General features: G+C 72.4%; 14 protein-coding genes. 13 read left to right on the top strand and 1 reads right to left on the bottom strand.

Features of this window, described 5'->3' with window-relative positions:
- The 10 genes from AUR65_RS00005 to AUR65_RS00050 form a co-directional block, all read left to right on the top strand.
- On the top strand, positions 1–1,540 hold a 1,540-nt coding region (locus AUR65_RS00005; protein WP_058565775.1), incomplete at its 5' end, for an ATPase, T2SS/T4P/T4SS family.
- Positions 1,534–3,303: a hypothetical protein gene (locus tag AUR65_RS00010; RefSeq protein WP_058565776.1), complete on the top strand. Its 1,770-nt coding sequence runs from the start codon at positions 1,534–1,536 to the stop codon at positions 3,301–3,303. The genes AUR65_RS00005 and AUR65_RS00010, both read left to right, overlap by 7 nt.
- 54 nt (positions 3,304–3,357) lie before the next feature.
- Complete coding sequence (locus AUR65_RS00015) at positions 3,358–3,828, top strand: DUF7283 family protein (RefSeq protein WP_058565777.1); 471 nt, start codon at positions 3,358–3,360, stop codon at positions 3,826–3,828.
- Entirely contained in the window at positions 3,806–4,204 is a 399-nt protein-coding gene (locus AUR65_RS00020) for a DUF7285 family protein (protein ID WP_058565778.1), read from the top strand. Before AUR65_RS00015 ends, AUR65_RS00020 begins: the two co-directional genes overlap by 23 nt.
- Entirely contained in the window at positions 4,201–5,082 is an 882-nt protein-coding gene (locus tag AUR65_RS00025; protein WP_058565779.1) for a DUF7284 family protein, read from the top strand. Before AUR65_RS00020 ends, AUR65_RS00025 begins: the two co-directional genes overlap by 4 nt.
- A complete protein-coding gene (locus AUR65_RS00030) occupies positions 5,070–8,135 on the top strand; it encodes a DUF7286 family protein (RefSeq protein WP_058565780.1) in 3,066 nt (1,021 codons plus the stop codon). Before AUR65_RS00025 ends, AUR65_RS00030 begins: the two co-directional genes overlap by 13 nt.
- A gap of 58 nt (positions 8,136–8,193) precedes the next feature.
- Complete coding sequence (locus AUR65_RS00035) at positions 8,194–8,613, top strand: DUF5791 family protein (protein WP_058565781.1); 420 nt, start codon at positions 8,194–8,196, stop codon at positions 8,611–8,613.
- Positions 8,610–9,506 carry an SDR family oxidoreductase gene (locus tag AUR65_RS00040; RefSeq protein ID WP_058565782.1) on the top strand — a complete coding sequence of 299 codons (897 nt, stop codon included), beginning with the start codon at positions 8,610–8,612 and terminating at the stop codon, positions 9,504–9,506. Before AUR65_RS00035 ends, AUR65_RS00040 begins: the two co-directional genes overlap by 4 nt.
- 101 nt (positions 9,507–9,607) lie before the next feature.
- A complete protein-coding gene (locus AUR65_RS00045; protein ID WP_058565783.1) occupies positions 9,608–10,792 on the top strand; it encodes a DHH family phosphoesterase in 1,185 nt (394 codons plus the stop codon).
- Between the two features lie 65 nt (positions 10,793–10,857).
- Positions 10,858–11,949 (top strand): aldo/keto reductase, encoded by a 1,092-nt coding sequence (locus AUR65_RS00050; RefSeq protein WP_058565784.1) that lies wholly within the window; start codon positions 10,858–10,860, stop codon positions 11,947–11,949.
- A 45-nt stretch (positions 11,950–11,994) separates the two neighbouring features.
- Here AUR65_RS00050 and AUR65_RS19795 read toward each other — a convergent pair whose 3' ends face one another.
- Positions 11,995–12,165 carry an HVO_0758 family zinc finger protein gene (locus tag AUR65_RS19795; RefSeq protein WP_004972738.1) on the bottom strand — a complete coding sequence of 57 codons (171 nt, stop codon included), beginning with the start codon at positions 12,163–12,165 and terminating at the stop codon, positions 11,995–11,997.
- Between the two features lie 159 nt (positions 12,166–12,324).
- Here AUR65_RS19795 and AUR65_RS00055 point away from each other — a divergent pair, with 159 nt between their 5' ends.
- The 3 genes from AUR65_RS00055 to AUR65_RS00065 all read left to right on the top strand — a co-directional run bounded on the left by AUR65_RS00055 (position 12,325) and on the right by AUR65_RS00065 (position 15,160).
- Positions 12,325–13,485, top strand: a complete 1,161-nt coding sequence (locus AUR65_RS00055; protein ID WP_058565785.1) for an MFS transporter — start codon at positions 12,325–12,327, stop codon at positions 13,483–13,485.
- Between the two features lie 83 nt (positions 13,486–13,568).
- Entirely contained in the window at positions 13,569–14,675 is a 1,107-nt protein-coding gene (locus tag AUR65_RS00060) for a glycosyltransferase family protein (RefSeq protein ID WP_058565786.1), read from the top strand.
- Positions 14,672–15,160: a DUF7109 family protein gene (locus AUR65_RS00065; protein WP_004044176.1), complete on the top strand. Its 489-nt coding sequence runs from the start codon at positions 14,672–14,674 to the stop codon at positions 15,158–15,160. The genes AUR65_RS00060 and AUR65_RS00065 overlap by 4 nt, the downstream gene beginning before the upstream one ends.
- The last annotated feature ends 4 nt before the right edge of the window (positions 15,161–15,164 follow it).

Raw genomic sequence — 15,164 nt, forward strand, 5'->3', positions numbered from 1 at the left:
CGAGGCGACGGGGCGCGCGGGACCGGTCCGCCGCGCGGCCGCCGAAACCGGTCTCGCGGAGGGCGCGTCTCGAAGCGCCGACTACGGCGACGCGCTCCGGGCGGTCGTCGGCCCGACGCTCGCGCGCTCCCGCGTCGACCCCCGCCCCCCAGCCGACGGGCGACTCGTCGGGACGACCGACCTCGACACCGGCGCAGTCGCCCGCCGGTACGAGTGCCCGCGCGGCCCCGTCTACCACCTCACGCCGCCCGAATCGACGCTCGACCAGCGCGCCGCGCGCACGCTCGAAGCCGCCCACGACCAACTCGCCCGCGGCGCTGTCGATGCCGGCCCGCGCGCGCCGGGGCGCGCCGTCAGACTCGTCGCAGAGCCGGACGACCCGGTCGAGACGCTCGCGGCGATTCTGGCGAAGCACACCGCGGGCCACGGCGTCCTCGACGACCTGTTTTCGGACCCCGCGGTCTCGGACGTGTACGTCTCGACGCCCGCCGACGAGAATCCGATTCGCGTCGTCGCCGACGGCGTCTCGATGCCGACGAACGTCCGCCTCGCGCCCGACGGCGCGGAGTCGCTCGCCTCTCGCCTGCGGCGCGTGAGCGGCGCGTCGTTCTCCCGCGCCGACCCGACGCTCGACACCGTGGTCGAGGCCGGCGGCGCGAGCGTCCGGGTCGCGGGCGTGACCGCGCCCGCCAGCGACGGTCTCGGGTTCGCGTTCCGCCGTCACGACGAGACGCCGCTGACGCTCCCCGCGCTCGTCGCCAACGGAACGCTGTCGGCCGACGCCGCGGCGCTCTGCTCGCTCGCGGTCGAACGCGGTGCGTCAGTCCTCGTTGCCGGCTCCCGCGGGGCCGGCAAGACGACGTTCCTCGGGTCGCTCCTGTGGGAGCTCCTGCGCGACGTTCGCACGGTTCTCATCGAGGACACGCCCGAGCTTCCGGCGTCGAGCCTGCTGGACGCCGGCCGCGACGTGCAGACGCTCCGAACCGATACGACCGGCGGCCCGGAGCCGACGCCGCAGGAGGCGCTCCACGCGGCGCTCCGACTGGGCGACGGCGCGCTCGCGCTCGGTGAAGTTCGCGGCGCAGAGGCCGCCGTCCTCTACGAGGCGATGCGAGTCGGCGCGAACGCCAACGCGGTCCTCGGAACGATTCACGGCGACGGAGCCGCCGACGTGCGCGAGCGCGTCGTCTCCGACCTCGGCGTCCCGGCGTCGTCGTTCGCCGCCACCGACCTCGTCGTCACCTGCGAACACGCGGACGCACACCGCGTCGCCCGCGTCGAGGAGGTCCGCCCCGTCGGCGACGACGCGGCGTTCGAGACGCTGTTCGAACACGACGGTCGCGCCCTCGAACCCACGGGGTCGGTCGCGCGCGGCGACAGTCTCGCGGTCGAATCCGTGGCCCGCCCCGGCGAGTCGTACGCGGACGTGCTCGACGCGCTCGACGCCCGCGCCGCCCACCTCGATTCGCTCGCCGCGACGGAACGGACGACGCCAGACGACCTCGCCGCGGCCCGCGCGGAGCGTGGTTCGGGATGCTGAACCCGGACACGACCACGAGCGCGAGCGCGGACTCCGGTGCGAACCACTTGCTTCACTCGGCCGCGACGACGCTCACGCGGCTTTCGCCCGACTCCATCGACGCCGACCCGAGCGACGAGCTCTGCCGGTCGCTCGCGTTCCTCGGCTCGAACCTCGCCCCCGAGACGGTCGTCGCCGCGGGCTACGGCGCGGCCGCCCCCGCCGGACTGCTCGGCGGACTCGTCGCCCTCCTCGCTCGGCTTCCGACCGTGACGGTCGTCTTCGTCGCGCTCGCGGCCGCGCTCGGTGCGGCGCACGCGATTCACACGCTGCCGGTCTGGCTGGCGACCCTCCGCCGGACGCGGGCGCTCGGAAACGCGCCGGAACTCGTCGGTCGCATCGCGCTCCGGATGCGCGTCGAACCCTCTGTCGAGCGGGCCAGCGCGTTCGCCGCGCGCGGCGGGGACGACCCGCTTTCGGCCTCACTCGCCGCGCACACCGACCGCGCCCGCGGGACGCCGACCGCGGGGCTCTCCGAGTTCGCCGACGCGTGGCGCGCGTGGTTCCCGGCGCTCGACCGCTCGACTGCGCTCCTGCAGACCGCCGCGGACGTTCCCGCCGGCGAGCGCGACCGGGCGCTCGACCGGGCCCACGAGGTCGTCCGCGAGGGGACCCGCGACCGCCTCGCCGACTTCGTCGGCTCCGTCCGCGGGCCGGTGACGGCGGTCTACGCCTTCGGCGTCCTGCTCCCGCTCGCGCTGGTCGGCGCGCTCCCGGCGGCCCGCGTCGCCGGCGTCGGCGTCACCGCCGCACACGTCGCCTTCGTCTACGACGTGGCGCTTCCCGCGTGTCTCCTCGCCGCGGTCGGGTGGGTGCTCGTCCGCCGGCCGGTCGCGTTCGCGCCGCTCTCGGTCGATGCGTCTCACCCCGCGGTCGACGACCACCGCCACGTCGGCATCGTCGGTGGCGCAGTCGCCGGTGTCGTCGGCTTCGTCGCCGCCGACGCGCTCGTCGCGCCGTGGCTCGCGCCGCTCGCCGCCGGCGGCCTCGGAACCGGGACCGCGCTGTTCGTCGCGGCCCGCCCGGTCGTGGCGCTCAGAGCCCGCGTCCGCGCGGTCGAAGACGGCCTCTCAGACGCGCTCTACCTCGTCGGCCGCGCCGTTAGCGAGGGCGAAGCCGTCGAATCCGCGCTCGCCCGCGCGGCGACCTCGGTCCCGGGCGAAACCGGCGACCTGCTCGACGAAGCCGTCGGCGTCCAGCGCCGCCTCCGCGTGGGCGTCGTCGAGTCGTTCTGCGGCGAGTACGGCGTCCTCGAATCGACGCCGAGCCCACGCGTCGCGGGCGTGGCGACGCTTCTCGGACTCGCCGCCAGCGAGGGCCGACCCGCCGGTCGCGCGATCGTCTCGATGGCCGACCAGCTCTCGGCGCTCTCCCGACTCGACGCCGAGGCCCGCCGCGAACTCGCGTCCGTCACGGAGACGCTGTCGAACACGGCCGCCGTCTTCGGGCCGCTCGTCGCCGGCGCGACCGTCGCGCTCGCCGACGGGATGGGCCCCGCGAAGTCGCTCGACCAGACGGCCGTCGCCGCGCCGCTTTCGACCGCCGACCTCGGGCTAGCCGTCGGCGCGTACGTCCTCCTCTCGGCGGTCATCCTGACGACGCTCTCGGTCGGCGTCGAACACGGCCTCGACCGTCATCTCGTGGCCTCTCGCGTCGGCCGCGCGCTCGTGTCGGCGACGACGACGTTCGCGCTCGCGTTCGCCGCCGCGGGAACACTCGTCTGAGCCGCAGCGAGTTCGTGCTGAGGTTTATATACTCGAACGGGACCACCCCGGTCTATGCTCGACGCACCGCTCGATACGCTCTACACGTGGGCCGCGCTCTCGCTGGCCGCGACCGTCCTCGTCGGGGCGGTCGCTGGCCTCCCGACGACGCCCGCGCCCGACGCCTCGGGAGTCGCCGACGCCGTCGACGCCGTGGCCGTTGCCGAGTACGACGCGACCGCCGAACACGACCTCGAAGCCGACGCTGTCCGCCTCGGCGCGCACCGAATCGGTCTCCGAAACGACGGCGGCGCGGCACACGCCACGTTCGCCTTCGGCCCGGTGACGCCGGCGACGCCCGACTCCCGACTCGGGTCGGTCGCCGCCGGCGCGTCCCCGAGCGCCGCCTTCGACTCGCCCGCCGCGTTCGCCGCCGCGGCCGAGACCGCCCGCGACCGGAACGCCTCGTGGCACCCCGTCAGCGAACCGCTTGTCGTCCGCCACATCAGTTGGGAGGGAACGGATGTCACCGTCGTCTCGGCGTAGGGCGCAGACCTCGCCCGTCGCCGCGCTCACCGCGCTGTTCGTCGTCTGCGCGGCGATTTCGGGCTACGCGACGGTCCTCGACGACTCGTTACCGACCGCCGACCGCGACCTCGCGCCCGCGACGCTGTCGAACGTCGAGTCCGCCCTCGCCGACGACTCGGGCGTGGTCGTCAGTTCGCGGCTCTCGGACGCGCTCGACGCCTGTCCGGACGGGTTCTCGTGTCGCGTCGTCGTCGCGGTCGACGGCGACCGCCGCGCTGTCGGCCCTGATTCGCCAACCGACGCCGACGCCGACGCCGATTCGACTCGCGTCAGCGTCCGCGTCGAACCCGGTCGCGTCGGCTTCGGAACGCTCCGGGTCGAGGTGTGGCGATGACCGACCTCGTCTTCGACGTGACGGTGTGTCTGTTACTCGTGAGTGCGAGCGTCGGCCTCGTCGTCACCGCGGACGCCGGCGCGAGTACAAGCGCCGACCACGCCGCTATCGACGCCGACGGGGTCGCCTCGTCGCTGGCGACGAGCACCGCCACGGTCAACTACTCGCTCGCCCCCGGCGTCGAAGTCGCGGACCCGTCGCTCCTCGATGCCGGCGGCGTCGACCCCCGCGAACTCGACCGGACCGCCCACGGCAGTCTGGCCGGTCTCCTCGCCCGCGCGACGCTCGGTGCGACCACCATCGACGGCGTTCGCCTGACCCGCGCCCGCGACGATTTCCGGACGCGGACCGCCGCTCGCGTCGCCTCCGAACTCCCGACCCGCGGCGTCTCCGTCGCCGTCGCATGGACGCCGTTCCCCGGTGCGCCGGTCCGCGCGACCGACACGCTCGGTCCCGAACCGCCGTCCTCGACGACGGTCCACTCCGCGACGCTCGACGTGCCCAGCGGGTTCCCCGCGGCGCGAGACGACGCTGTCGCCGCCAGCGACGACGGCTTCGACGCCGTCGCTCGCGTCGTCGCAAATCGAACCGTCTCGGGGCTGTTTCCGCCCGCGCTCGCTCGCCTCGCGCTCCGCGGCGACGAACCGGTTTCGACGCTGATGACCCATCGGTACGAACGGGCCGGGGCGCTGGTGAACGCTTCCGTCGCGCCCGAGGTCGCCCGCGAGGAGACTCGCGTCGCCAACGCCGACCTCGCGGCGGCGCTGGCCCCGCGCTTCGCCGACGCGATGCGCGCCCGGTACGACACCCCGCGCGCCGCCGCCGAGGCCGTCTCGGTCGGACGCGTCACCATCGTCGTCAGGACGTGGTCGGCGTGAGGCTCGCCGACGACGACCGCGGTCGGGTTCCCTTCGCCCTGCTCGGCGTGTTGCTCCTCGTCGGGAGCGCGACGTTCTCCGGCGCGCTCGCGGGTCACGACCCCGTGGCCGACCGCCGGGTCGACGACGCGATGGACCGCGCGACCGCACAGGCCGACGCCGCCGTCCGCGCGGCTGTCGGCGACGCGGCGCGCGAGGCCGCGGCGAACCCCGTCACCTCGCCCGCGAACACGACCGTCGGACGACTGCTCTCCGAGGAGCGCCCCTTCCGCGACTATCTCAGGCTCCGCATCGCTCTCGCTGCGACGGAGCGACTTCGGGCCGTCTCCGTCGCCCGCGGCGGCGTGAACGCGACCGCGAGCCTGCCGCGACCGACCAACGAGTCGGCTCTCCGCGAGGCGATGGACCGCGTCTCCATCTCGGGCCGCGAGAACGGCACCGTCCTCGTCGCGACCGTCGACAACGTCTCGGTCGAAGTCGTTCGCGGCGGTCGCACCGTCGCCACCGAGTCCGTCACCGCGACGGTCGGCGTCCGAACGCCCGTCCTCGCGCTCCACGACCGAACCGAGTCCTTCGAGTACCGTCTCGACGCGAACGCGCTGGACGGCGGGACGCTCGACGCGACGGTGACGACGGCGCTGTGGGCGTCGGCGTGGACTCGCGGTTGGAGCCAGTACGCCGGCGCGCCCGTGGACAACGTCGTCTCGAACGACCACGCCGCGCTGGCGACGAACGCCGGCGTCCTGCTCGCCGAACAGCAGGCGTTCGGGGCGACTGACGCCGACGCCCGCGGGGCGACCGGTCGCGCCGCCGTCCACGCCGGTGCCCAGAGCCTGCTCTCGCAGACCGGCGTCCCTGCCGCGCCCGAACTGGCGAACGCGCTCCCCGCACCCAATCCGTCTGCCGAGTCAGCCGCGAGCGAGGTTCCGACGAACCGGACCATCAACGCCTCCGTCGGCTCCGCGGCCGACCACGCGCTGGTCGGCCTTCTCGACGGCCACGGCGACGCGCCCGCTTACGACGACGTGGTCGCGGACGCGCACCGGGCCGCAGTCGCAGTCGAAGCCGACGCGACCGTCGTCGCCCGGAGCGACGACCCGCCGGTCGACCTCGGCCGCGAGTGGGACCTCGTCGAGACGACGACCGAGACGGCGTCGTCGGTCGAGACGGTGGCGACGCGAACGCCGGCGCTCGAAGCCGACACAACCGTCGTCGTCGCCGGCTCCCGAATCGTGACGACGAGCGAGACGACCACCCGAACGTGGCGGCGGGGTAACGAGACGTTCCACACCGACGAGACGACGGAGACGAAGACGCGCGTTGACCTCGCGGCCGTCGTCGACCCGACGGACCTGTCCGCCCCCGCGCGACCCATCGACCCGGCGGTCGAACCCGGCGGCGCGCTCGACGGCGAGAACTTCGCCGCGGCCGCCGCCGCCGCCGAGGACGCGGTAGCGACCCGCGGCGGGTTCGACGACCTCGCCCGCGACGTTGCCGAGGGGGACGCGCCCGAATCGAATTACGCCACCGCACCGACGGCTCCCGGCCTCGACGGCTGGATTCGCGCTGACCTCGTCGCGCTCGCCGACCACGTGAAAAACCGGAGCGTGACGGTGTCTGCCCGGCGGGTCGCCGCGGGCGAGCTGAATCCCGCCGCAGAGCTCGCGTCCGACCTGCGCGCCGACCGCCGCGAGCTCGTCGGCGCACCGGCCGCCTACGACGGCGTCGCCGACCGGGCGCGAGTCGCGGTTCGCGCCGCCTACCTCGACCGCGTGCTGGCGGCGCTCGACCGCCGGGCGAACCGGACCGCGGCGGCGACCGGCGCGGCCGACGACGCGAGCACGGACGCAGCTATCGGGTCGCTCTCGAAGGCGGTCCGTGCCGAGGAGGTCGCCCGCGCGGCGCTCGGTGAGACGCGAGCAGACGGCGCGAACGGAACCGGCAACGAAACCGGCGTCCGGTTCGTCCCCGACGCGGACCCGATGTACCTCTCGCTCGGCGGTCTCTCGGGGGCCGCGATTCCGACCGTCTCCCGCGGCGGCACCTACCACTCGCTCGTCGCCCGCAACACCAACCTGTTCACGCTTCCCTACGGCGATGCCGCAGACACCGTCCTCGAACCGGTGTTCGGCGCGAACCGCCGCGTCCCGCTCCGCGTCGCGGCCCGCGCGCTGCTCGCCGCCGACTCGACGCTCGCGGCGACGAACGGGACGAACGAGACGCTCGCCGACCGGCGCGACAGGCTCGAAACCGCGGTCGACCGTTCGACCGTCCCCGCCGAAGAGGCCGCTGAGGACGCGCTCCGCGTGCACACCAACCGCTCGGTGACGGAACGCCAGCGGATTCTGGAGCGCTCGCTCGGCGCGTGGGACGACCCGGCCCACCGGGCGCTGGCGGTCACGAACGGCTCCGCGGCGCGCGCAATCGCCGTCGAGACTGCCGGGGCGGGAACCGTCGAAGCCGACCTCCTCGAACGACGCCTCGACGAGGCGTTCCGAACCGTCCGCCGGGACCGCTCGACGACGGTCTCACAGCGGCTCACGAACCGGACCGTCGAGACGACGCGAACCGCCCGCCAGCAGGCCCTCGCCGACATGGCGACCGATGCGGCGATGAACGCCACTAAGGATGCGGTCGCCGACCGCGTGAACGACACGCTCGACTCGCGGTTCGGGAAGTCGTTCAAGCGCGTCCCCGCCGGGATGCCGGTCGCGCCCGTCCCGGGGTACTGGTACGCGACGGTCAACGTCTGGGACGTGTCGGTCGCCGGCGAGTTCGCGCAGTTCCGCGTCCACGCCCGCGGCGACGCCGAATCCCTCACGTACGCCCGCGACGGCTCGACCGTCGCCCTCGACTGGGACGACGACGGCGTCGCGGAGACGCTCGGCCGCGGCGACCGCGTCGCGTTCGACGTGGAGACGGCAATCGTCGTCGCGGTACCCCCGTCGGGCGTCGGCGTCGGCGACATCGACGGCGACGCGGACGAGCGTTCCGAGGGCTGGGCGGGCGGTCCGGGCTGTACCGTCGCGGCCGACTGCCGCGCGACCGAGTAGCCGCCAATACGACCCGAGTGGCAACCGTTTTGCCGCCGGAACGCCCAACCCGCGGTATATGTTGCACGACGCCGCCGCGGAGCCCGGAACCCTCTCGGCCGACGAGTTGCGAGCCGCCTACGAGGACGAGATTCGCCGCGCAGTCGACGCTACAGGGCCGGAGACAGCCGCCGAGGCCGCCGGCGTCTCGGAAGCCGCGCTCTCGAACGGCGTGTTGGACCTCACGCTCGAACAGGCCGCCGCGGTCCTCGAACTCGCCGACGACAACCCCGACGCCGACGCCATCGTCTGGGAGTTCCGCGACCACCTCCTCATGGGCATGACGAGCGGCATCCTCGACGTTGACACGCTCGCGTCCGAGGTCGACCTCGACCTCTCCGGACAGGAGATTCAACAGGCAATCGAGGGTCGCACCGCCGCCACGCTGAACGAACTGGCCGCCATCCACCACGTCATCGCCGTCCGAAACGAACGATGAACGTCGCCATCCTCGGCTGTGGCTACGTCGGCCTCGAACTCGCCCGCACGCTCGTCGCCGACGGCCACGACGTGTGGGGCGTCCGCCGCTCCGACGACGGCCTCGCCGCCATCGAAGCGACCGGCGCGGAGGCGGTCCGCGCCGACGTGACGGACGCCGACTCCCTCGGGGCGGTCCCCGACGTGGACCACATCGTCTTCGCCGCGAGTTCCGGCGGGCGGGGGGCCGACGCCGCCCGGACCGTCTTCGTCGATGGCCTCCGAACGGCAATCGACCACTTCGCCGCCCGCGACTCGCCGCCCGAGCGCCTCGTCTACACGTCGAGCACGGGCGTCTACGGCGACCACGACGGCGACTTCGTGGACGAGTCCACACCGCTCGACCCGACGACCGACAAGACGCGCGTCCTCGCCGAGGCCGAGCGCGTCGCCCGCGAGCACGCCGCCGAGCGGGGAATCGAGGGGACCGTTACTCGGTTCGCCGGGCTCTACGGTCCCGACCGCTACCGACTCGACCGCTACCTGACCGGCCCGGTCACGGCGGGCTACCTCAACATGGTCCACCGGGACGACGCCGCGGGCGTCGTCGCGTACCTCCTCGAAACCGGCCGCGCCCGCGACGACACCGTCCTCGTCGTCGACGACGAACCCGTCTCGAAACACGAGTTCGCGGATTGGCTGGCCGACGAGTGCGGCGTCCCGCGCCCCGAAAAGCGCACGAAGGAAGAACGCCTCGACGCGGGCGACCTCTCGGAGGCCGCTCGCCGCCGCATCCTGACGAGCAAGCGCTGTTCGAACGACTACCTCCGCGAACTCGGCTATTCGTTCTCGTATCCGACGTATCGGGAGGGCTACCGGGCCGCAATCGACGCCTACCGGGCGGGCGACGACTGAGCGTATTCGCGGCTCGATAGGTTCGAACCGCCGAAATTCTGTCAATCAGGACAACTCGATTAGGGGGAATATTCATACGGTAGGCCCCGGTCGTGTTGTGTATGTTCGGTCCGGTGGGGCAGTTCGACACGGGTGCTATCTTCGAGTCTATCGACTCGTTCGTGCGCTCGCACCCCGAAATCGCGGCGGCGCTCGTCGTCGCGCTCGGTGCCCTCGCGCTCGTCGTCTACGCCGCGATTCGGTTCAAGCGGCCGATGGGCACGCGCTTCGCCGAGGCGCTGGAGGACGTCGACGAGGTCGCCGTCCTCATGCACCCGAACCCGGACCCCGACGCCATGGCCGCGGCAATCGGTGTAGCCTGTCTCGCAGAACAGGTCGGGACCACACCGACAATCCAGTTCGCCGGCCAGATTCGACACCAGGAAAACCGCGCGTTTCGCACCGTTCTCGACCTCGACTTAGACCCAATCGACCACGTGAGCGACCTCGCCGCCGAGGCGGTCGTCCTCGTCGACCACAACTCCCCCCGCGGCTTCGCGGGGGCCGAGGGCGTCCTCCCTTACGCCGTCGTCGACCACCACCCCGGCGACGGGACCGGCGAGGCGTTCACCGACGTGCGGACCGACTACGGCGCGTGTTCGAGCATCATCGCCGAGTACTTCCGCGACGTGGGCGCGAAACCCGTCCCGCCGGACATGCACGCCAGCGAGGTGAACGCCTCGTACACCGTCCCGTCACAGGTCGCGACGGGCCTCGTCTACGGGATTCTCACGGACACCAAACACCTCACCGCGGGCTGTTCGGCCGCCGACTTCGACGCCGCCGGCTTCCTCTTCCCCGGCGTCAACGAGGACCACCTCGACCGCATCGCCAACCCCGAGGTCTCCCGCGAGGTGCTGGAGGCGAAGGCGCGGGCCATCGCCGGCCGCGACGTGCGCGGTCCCTTCGCCGTCGCCGACATCGGCACCATCTCGAACGTCGACGCCATCCCGCAGGCGGCCGACGAACTCATCCAACTCGAAGGCGTCACCGCGGCGGTCGTCTGCGGCGAGCGCGAGAGCAACGTCTACCTCTCGGGGCGTTCCCGCGACGACCGAGTCCACATGGGCCGGACGCTGGAGGCCGCGCTCGACCACTACCGCGGGGCGAGCGCCGGCGGCCACGCCCGGATGGGCGGCGGCCAGATAATCCGCCCCGACGCCGTCACCGACGGCGGCAACGGCGAGTCCATCGCCCGCGACGAACTCCTCGAACACATCTTCGAGGCGCTGTCGGGCGATATCTAATCCGCAGACCGCCGTCCCGGACCCGGACCGGTGGCCCTTAACCGTCGGCCGCCATAGGCCCGCCCATGGCTACAGGACGGGCGACGTGGGCCTACCGCGACCGGTTCGGCGACAGTTTCGGCCGCACCTTCTACCGCCGGTTCGGCCCCGGCGTCGTCTCCAGTATCGGCATCGGAACCTACCTCGGCGAGCCGACCGACGCGGTCGACGACCGCTACCGCGAGTCGCTCGTCTCCGCGCTCGAACACGGCGTCAACCTCATCGATACCGCGTCGAACTACCGCCACGGCCGCGCCGAACGAGTCGTCGGCGACGCGGTCCGCGGGGCCGACGTCGACCGCGACGCCGTCGTCGTCGCCTCGAAGGCCGGGTTCGTCCCCTTCGACCGCGAGCGCCCCGACGACCCCGGCGCGTACGTCCGCGAGACGGTCCTCGACGCCGGTCTCGCCGACGCCGACGAACTCGCCCACGGCAGTCACACCATCGCGCCCGCCTTCGTCGACGAGATGGTCGACCGCTCGCTCGACCTGACGGGACTGGACCACGTCGACTGCTACTACCTCCACAACCCCGAGACGCAACTGGCAATCGCCGACCGCGAGACGGTGTACGACCGCGTCGAGGCCGCCTTCGAGGTCCTCGAACGCCGGGTCGCCGGCGACGACATCGGTCGCTACGGCGTCGCAACGTGGGAGGCGCTCCGGGTCGCGCCCGACCACGACGCGTACCTGTCGCTCCCCGAACTCGTCCATCGGGCCGAGCGCGCGGCAGAAACCGTCGGCAACGACGAACACTCGCTCGAAGCGATTCAGCTCCCGTTCAACGTCGTGATGGCCGACGCGTTCACCGTCGAGGCCCACGACACCGACGCGGGCGAGGCGATGAGCGCGCTCTGGTACGCCCACGAACACGGCCTGCACGCCTTCACGAGCGCCAGCCTCGCGCAGGGCGACCTCGCGGCGGAGATTCCGGCGTCGGTGAACTCGGTGCTCGCCGGCGACACGGCGGCCCAGCGGGCGCTCAACTTCTCGCGGAGCGCGCCCGGCGTGACCGCGGCGCTCGTCGGCGCGTCGTCGGTAGCACACGTCGCGGAGAACATCGCGGCCGGCACGTTCGACCCCCTCGGGGCGCGGACGTTCGATTCGGTGTTCGAGTGAGCGGACGCCGGTGCCCGTCGAGCGCCCGCAGTCGGTCGGTTCGTCTTATCTGAGCTCTTTCCACTCGCGCCCGCAGTCGGCGCAGATGCGAAGGGAAAACACCTCGTCCGGGTCGTTCTTCTTCTTCAGCGACTCGCCGCACTCGGAACAGGTCAGTCGTCCGTAGGTATCCTTCTCCAACTCCCCGTCTCGAAGCCCCTTCCGCGTTGTCTTCATAAGCGTCCGTTTGTGCAACGAACATAAAAACCCGACGACGACCCCCCGTTTTCGTCCCGCACGACGCCCCGACGGCCTCGTTCAGTCGAAAGTGTTGTCACCTCGCGGCGCGCGCTTTCGTCCGTGTCACGTGGCCGCCTCTTCGGAACCCTCTGTGGGATGGTGCTGCTCGTCAACCTCGCACGGGTCGTCTTCGCACCGCTTCTCGGGGAGTTCATCACGTTTTTCGAGGTCGACCGCGCCACCGTCGGCATCGTCGCCACCCTCGTCTGGCTCGGGAGCGCCGCCCTCCGCGTCCCGACCGGCTGGCTCCTCACCCGCGTTCCGAGACACCGCGTGGTGCTCGGGACCGGCGTCGTCCTCGTCGTCGCCTCGGGCGTGACCGCCAGCGCGACCACCGTCGAGACGCTGATGATTGGCGCGGTCTCGATGGGTCTCGCCTCGGGCGCGTACTTCGTCGCCGCCAACCCGCTCGTGAGCGAACTGTTCCCCGACCGCGTCGGCCGCGCGATGGGCATCCACGGCACCGCCAGCCAGCTCGCGGCCGTCGGCGTCGCCCCCTTCGTCACGCTCGTCCTCGCGGTCGGTCCCGACCTCGTTCCGCGCCTCCCGTTCGTCTCCGCGGCGTGGCAGCTCGTCTTCGTCTGCGTCGGCCTCGCGGCCGCCGCCGTGACTCTCGCGCTGTTCTTCACGGCCCGCTCGACGGACCTCCCCGACGCGGGCGCGGCCGACCGCGACCTCCTCGGCGCGGCCCGCACCGAGTGGCGCGTCATCCTCACCGGCATCGTCATCCTCGGCTTCACCGGCTTCGTCTGGCAGGGCCTGTTCAACTTCTACGAGCTGTACATGGTGTCGAAGGGGCTGCCAGCCACGACGGCGCGCAACATGCTGACGGTCATCTTCGGCGCGGGCGTGCCGGCGTTCTTCCTCTCGGGGCGACTCGCCGACAAACTCCCGCGTATCCCGTACATCCTCGGCGTGCTCGTCTCCTTCGTCGTCTCGGTGTTCGTCCTCACGATGACGACGAGCCTCGTCGGCCTCCTCGTCGTCACCGCGGTCGTCGGCTACGTCATCCACAGCCTCTTTCCGGCGCTCGACGCCTACCTGCTCGACACGCTCCCCGACGAGAGCCGCGGGAGCGCCTACTCGGTGTACTCGTTCGGCATGATGATATTCCAGGCCAGCGGGTCGGGCGCGGTCGGCACCCTGACCGACTTCGGCTACGCGTTCGACGAGGTGTTCTTCTGGTTCTCCGTTGGGCTGGCGGTCGTCGTCACGGGCCTCATCGCCTTCCAGCGCGCCGGGCGCATCCCGAACTGAGCGGCCCGGCGGCGGTCGAACGAAGTCGGCAGACGACTCGGCTCTCGCCGCACTTTTGCTCGCCCGGTCCCACGACCGACACGATGGAGTACGTACAAGAGCGGGTCACGACGCTCCACGACCTCTCGGGCGCGGTCCCCGACGCCCCGACCGACCGCGCCGCCGTGGTCGTGCCGATGACGGAGCGGGAGTACGCCGGCCTCGCCGCCGAGCGGGTGCTCTCGACGCTGGAGTCGCTCTCGCCCGCGCGGGTCGTCGTCCCCCTCCGCGCGCCCGCCGACCGGGTCGCCCCGTTCGCCGACTGGCTCGACGAGTACGACCTGCCGCTCGACGTGCTGTGGTGCGACGGTCCCCGCGTCGCCGACCTGCTGGACTCCCACGACCTTGACGGCGAGCGCGGCAAGGGCCGCGACGTGTGGCTCGCGCTCGGCTGCGCCGCCCGCGAGGAGTACGTCGTCGTCCACGACGCGGACACGAAGACCTACGACGAGCGCTACGTCCCGCGGCTCCTGTTCCCGCTCGCGCACGGCCACGACTTCTCGAAGGGCTACTACGCCCGCGTCGAGGAGGGGCGGCTCTACGGCCGGCTGTTCAGGCTGTTTTACGCCCCGCTCGTCCGGGCACTCGAGGACGAGACCGACGCACCAATCGTCCGGTATCTCGACTCGTTCCGGTACGCCCTCGCCGGGGAGTTCGCGGCCACGTCCGACCTCGCGTTGCAGATGCGGTCGCCGCGGAAGTGGGGCCTCGAAGTCGGCACCCTCGGCGACGCCTTCGCCCACGCCGGCTTCGACCGGAGCGCGCAGGTCGACCTCGGCGAGTACGAACACGACCACCGCTCCGTGAGCGGGCCGACCGGCCTCTCGGACATGAGCGAGTCCGTCGGGCGGACGCTCCTCAGAGCGGTCGTGGAACACGGCGGAAGCGTCGAGTTCGACACGCTCGCCGACCGCTACCGCGAGGCCGGGAACAGACTGGTCGAGCAGTACGCGGCCGACGCGGCGTTCAACGGCTTCGACTACGACCGGGGAGACGAGCGCGAGCAGGTCGCCACCTACGCCGAGGCCATCTCGAAGCCCGGCGAGGACACGCGGCTCCCGGCGTGGCGGGACACCTCGCTGTCGCCCGACGAGGTGCTTTCCGCCGCGAGCGACGACCTCGACGACGTCCGGGAGGCTGCGGGCCGATGAGCGAGGCCACCTACGACGACCTCGCGGGCGTCGTCGACCTCTTCGGCGCGCTCACCCGCGAGGAACTGGAGACCGCGCTCGACGAACTCGCCTTCAAGCAGGGCCGCGAGACGGACGGTGACGCCCTCTCGGGCGCGATTTCCGACGCGGTCGACGCCTACTACCTCGTCCCCTACGAGGACGACGAGACGGACGCGGAACTCCTGACGGTCGGTCCGATGGCGTTTCCGACGCTCCCCGACCGGGCGGAGGACCTGCCGCACATCCTCGACTACCCGACCCGCGAGGTGCCGCGGGACGAGTTGGCGACGCAGGTCGAATCGCGTCTCCGGGCGGCGGCCGCGAGCGCGGTGCAGACGGGCGACGCCGACGAAATCGAGCGTCTGCTGGACGTGACGTACGACCTCGAAGCGTGGGCCGACACCGACGTGGGGTCGATTCGCGAGCGCCTCGACGCCGCGCTGGACGCGGAGGGGCAGGCCTAAGTCC

It is taken from the genome of Haloferax marisrubri, from assembly GCF_001469875.2.
Classification (GTDB): domain Archaea; phylum Halobacteriota; class Halobacteria; order Halobacteriales; family Haloferacaceae; genus Haloferax; species Haloferax marisrubri.

Coding starts and splice junctions, on each gene's coding strand:
- AUR65_RS00010 (WP_058565776.1), top strand. CDS start 1,534: ATGCTGAACCCGGACACGACCACGAGCGCGAGCGCGGACTCCGGTGCG.
- AUR65_RS00015 (WP_058565777.1), top strand. CDS start 3,358: ATGCTCGACGCACCGCTCGATACGCTCTACACGTGGGCCGCGCTCTCG.
- AUR65_RS00020 (WP_058565778.1), top strand. CDS start 3,806: ATGTCACCGTCGTCTCGGCGTAGGGCGCAGACCTCGCCCGTCGCCGCG.
- AUR65_RS00025 (WP_058565779.1), top strand. CDS start 4,201: ATGACCGACCTCGTCTTCGACGTGACGGTGTGTCTGTTACTCGTGAGT.
- AUR65_RS00035 (WP_058565781.1), top strand. CDS start 8,194: ATGTTGCACGACGCCGCCGCGGAGCCCGGAACCCTCTCGGCCGACGAG.
- AUR65_RS00040 (WP_058565782.1), top strand. CDS start 8,610: ATGAACGTCGCCATCCTCGGCTGTGGCTACGTCGGCCTCGAACTCGCC.
- AUR65_RS00045 (WP_058565783.1), top strand. CDS start 9,608: ATGTTCGGTCCGGTGGGGCAGTTCGACACGGGTGCTATCTTCGAGTCT.
- AUR65_RS00050 (WP_058565784.1), top strand. CDS start 10,858: ATGGCTACAGGACGGGCGACGTGGGCCTACCGCGACCGGTTCGGCGAC.
- AUR65_RS19795 (WP_004972738.1), bottom strand. CDS start 12,165: ATGAAGACAACGCGGAAGGGGCTTCGAGACGGGGAGTTGGAGAAGGAT.
- AUR65_RS00055 (WP_058565785.1), top strand. CDS start 12,325: ATGGTGCTGCTCGTCAACCTCGCACGGGTCGTCTTCGCACCGCTTCTC.
- AUR65_RS00060 (WP_058565786.1), top strand. CDS start 13,569: ATGGAGTACGTACAAGAGCGGGTCACGACGCTCCACGACCTCTCGGGC.
- AUR65_RS00065 (WP_004044176.1), top strand. CDS start 14,672: ATGAGCGAGGCCACCTACGACGACCTCGCGGGCGTCGTCGACCTCTTC.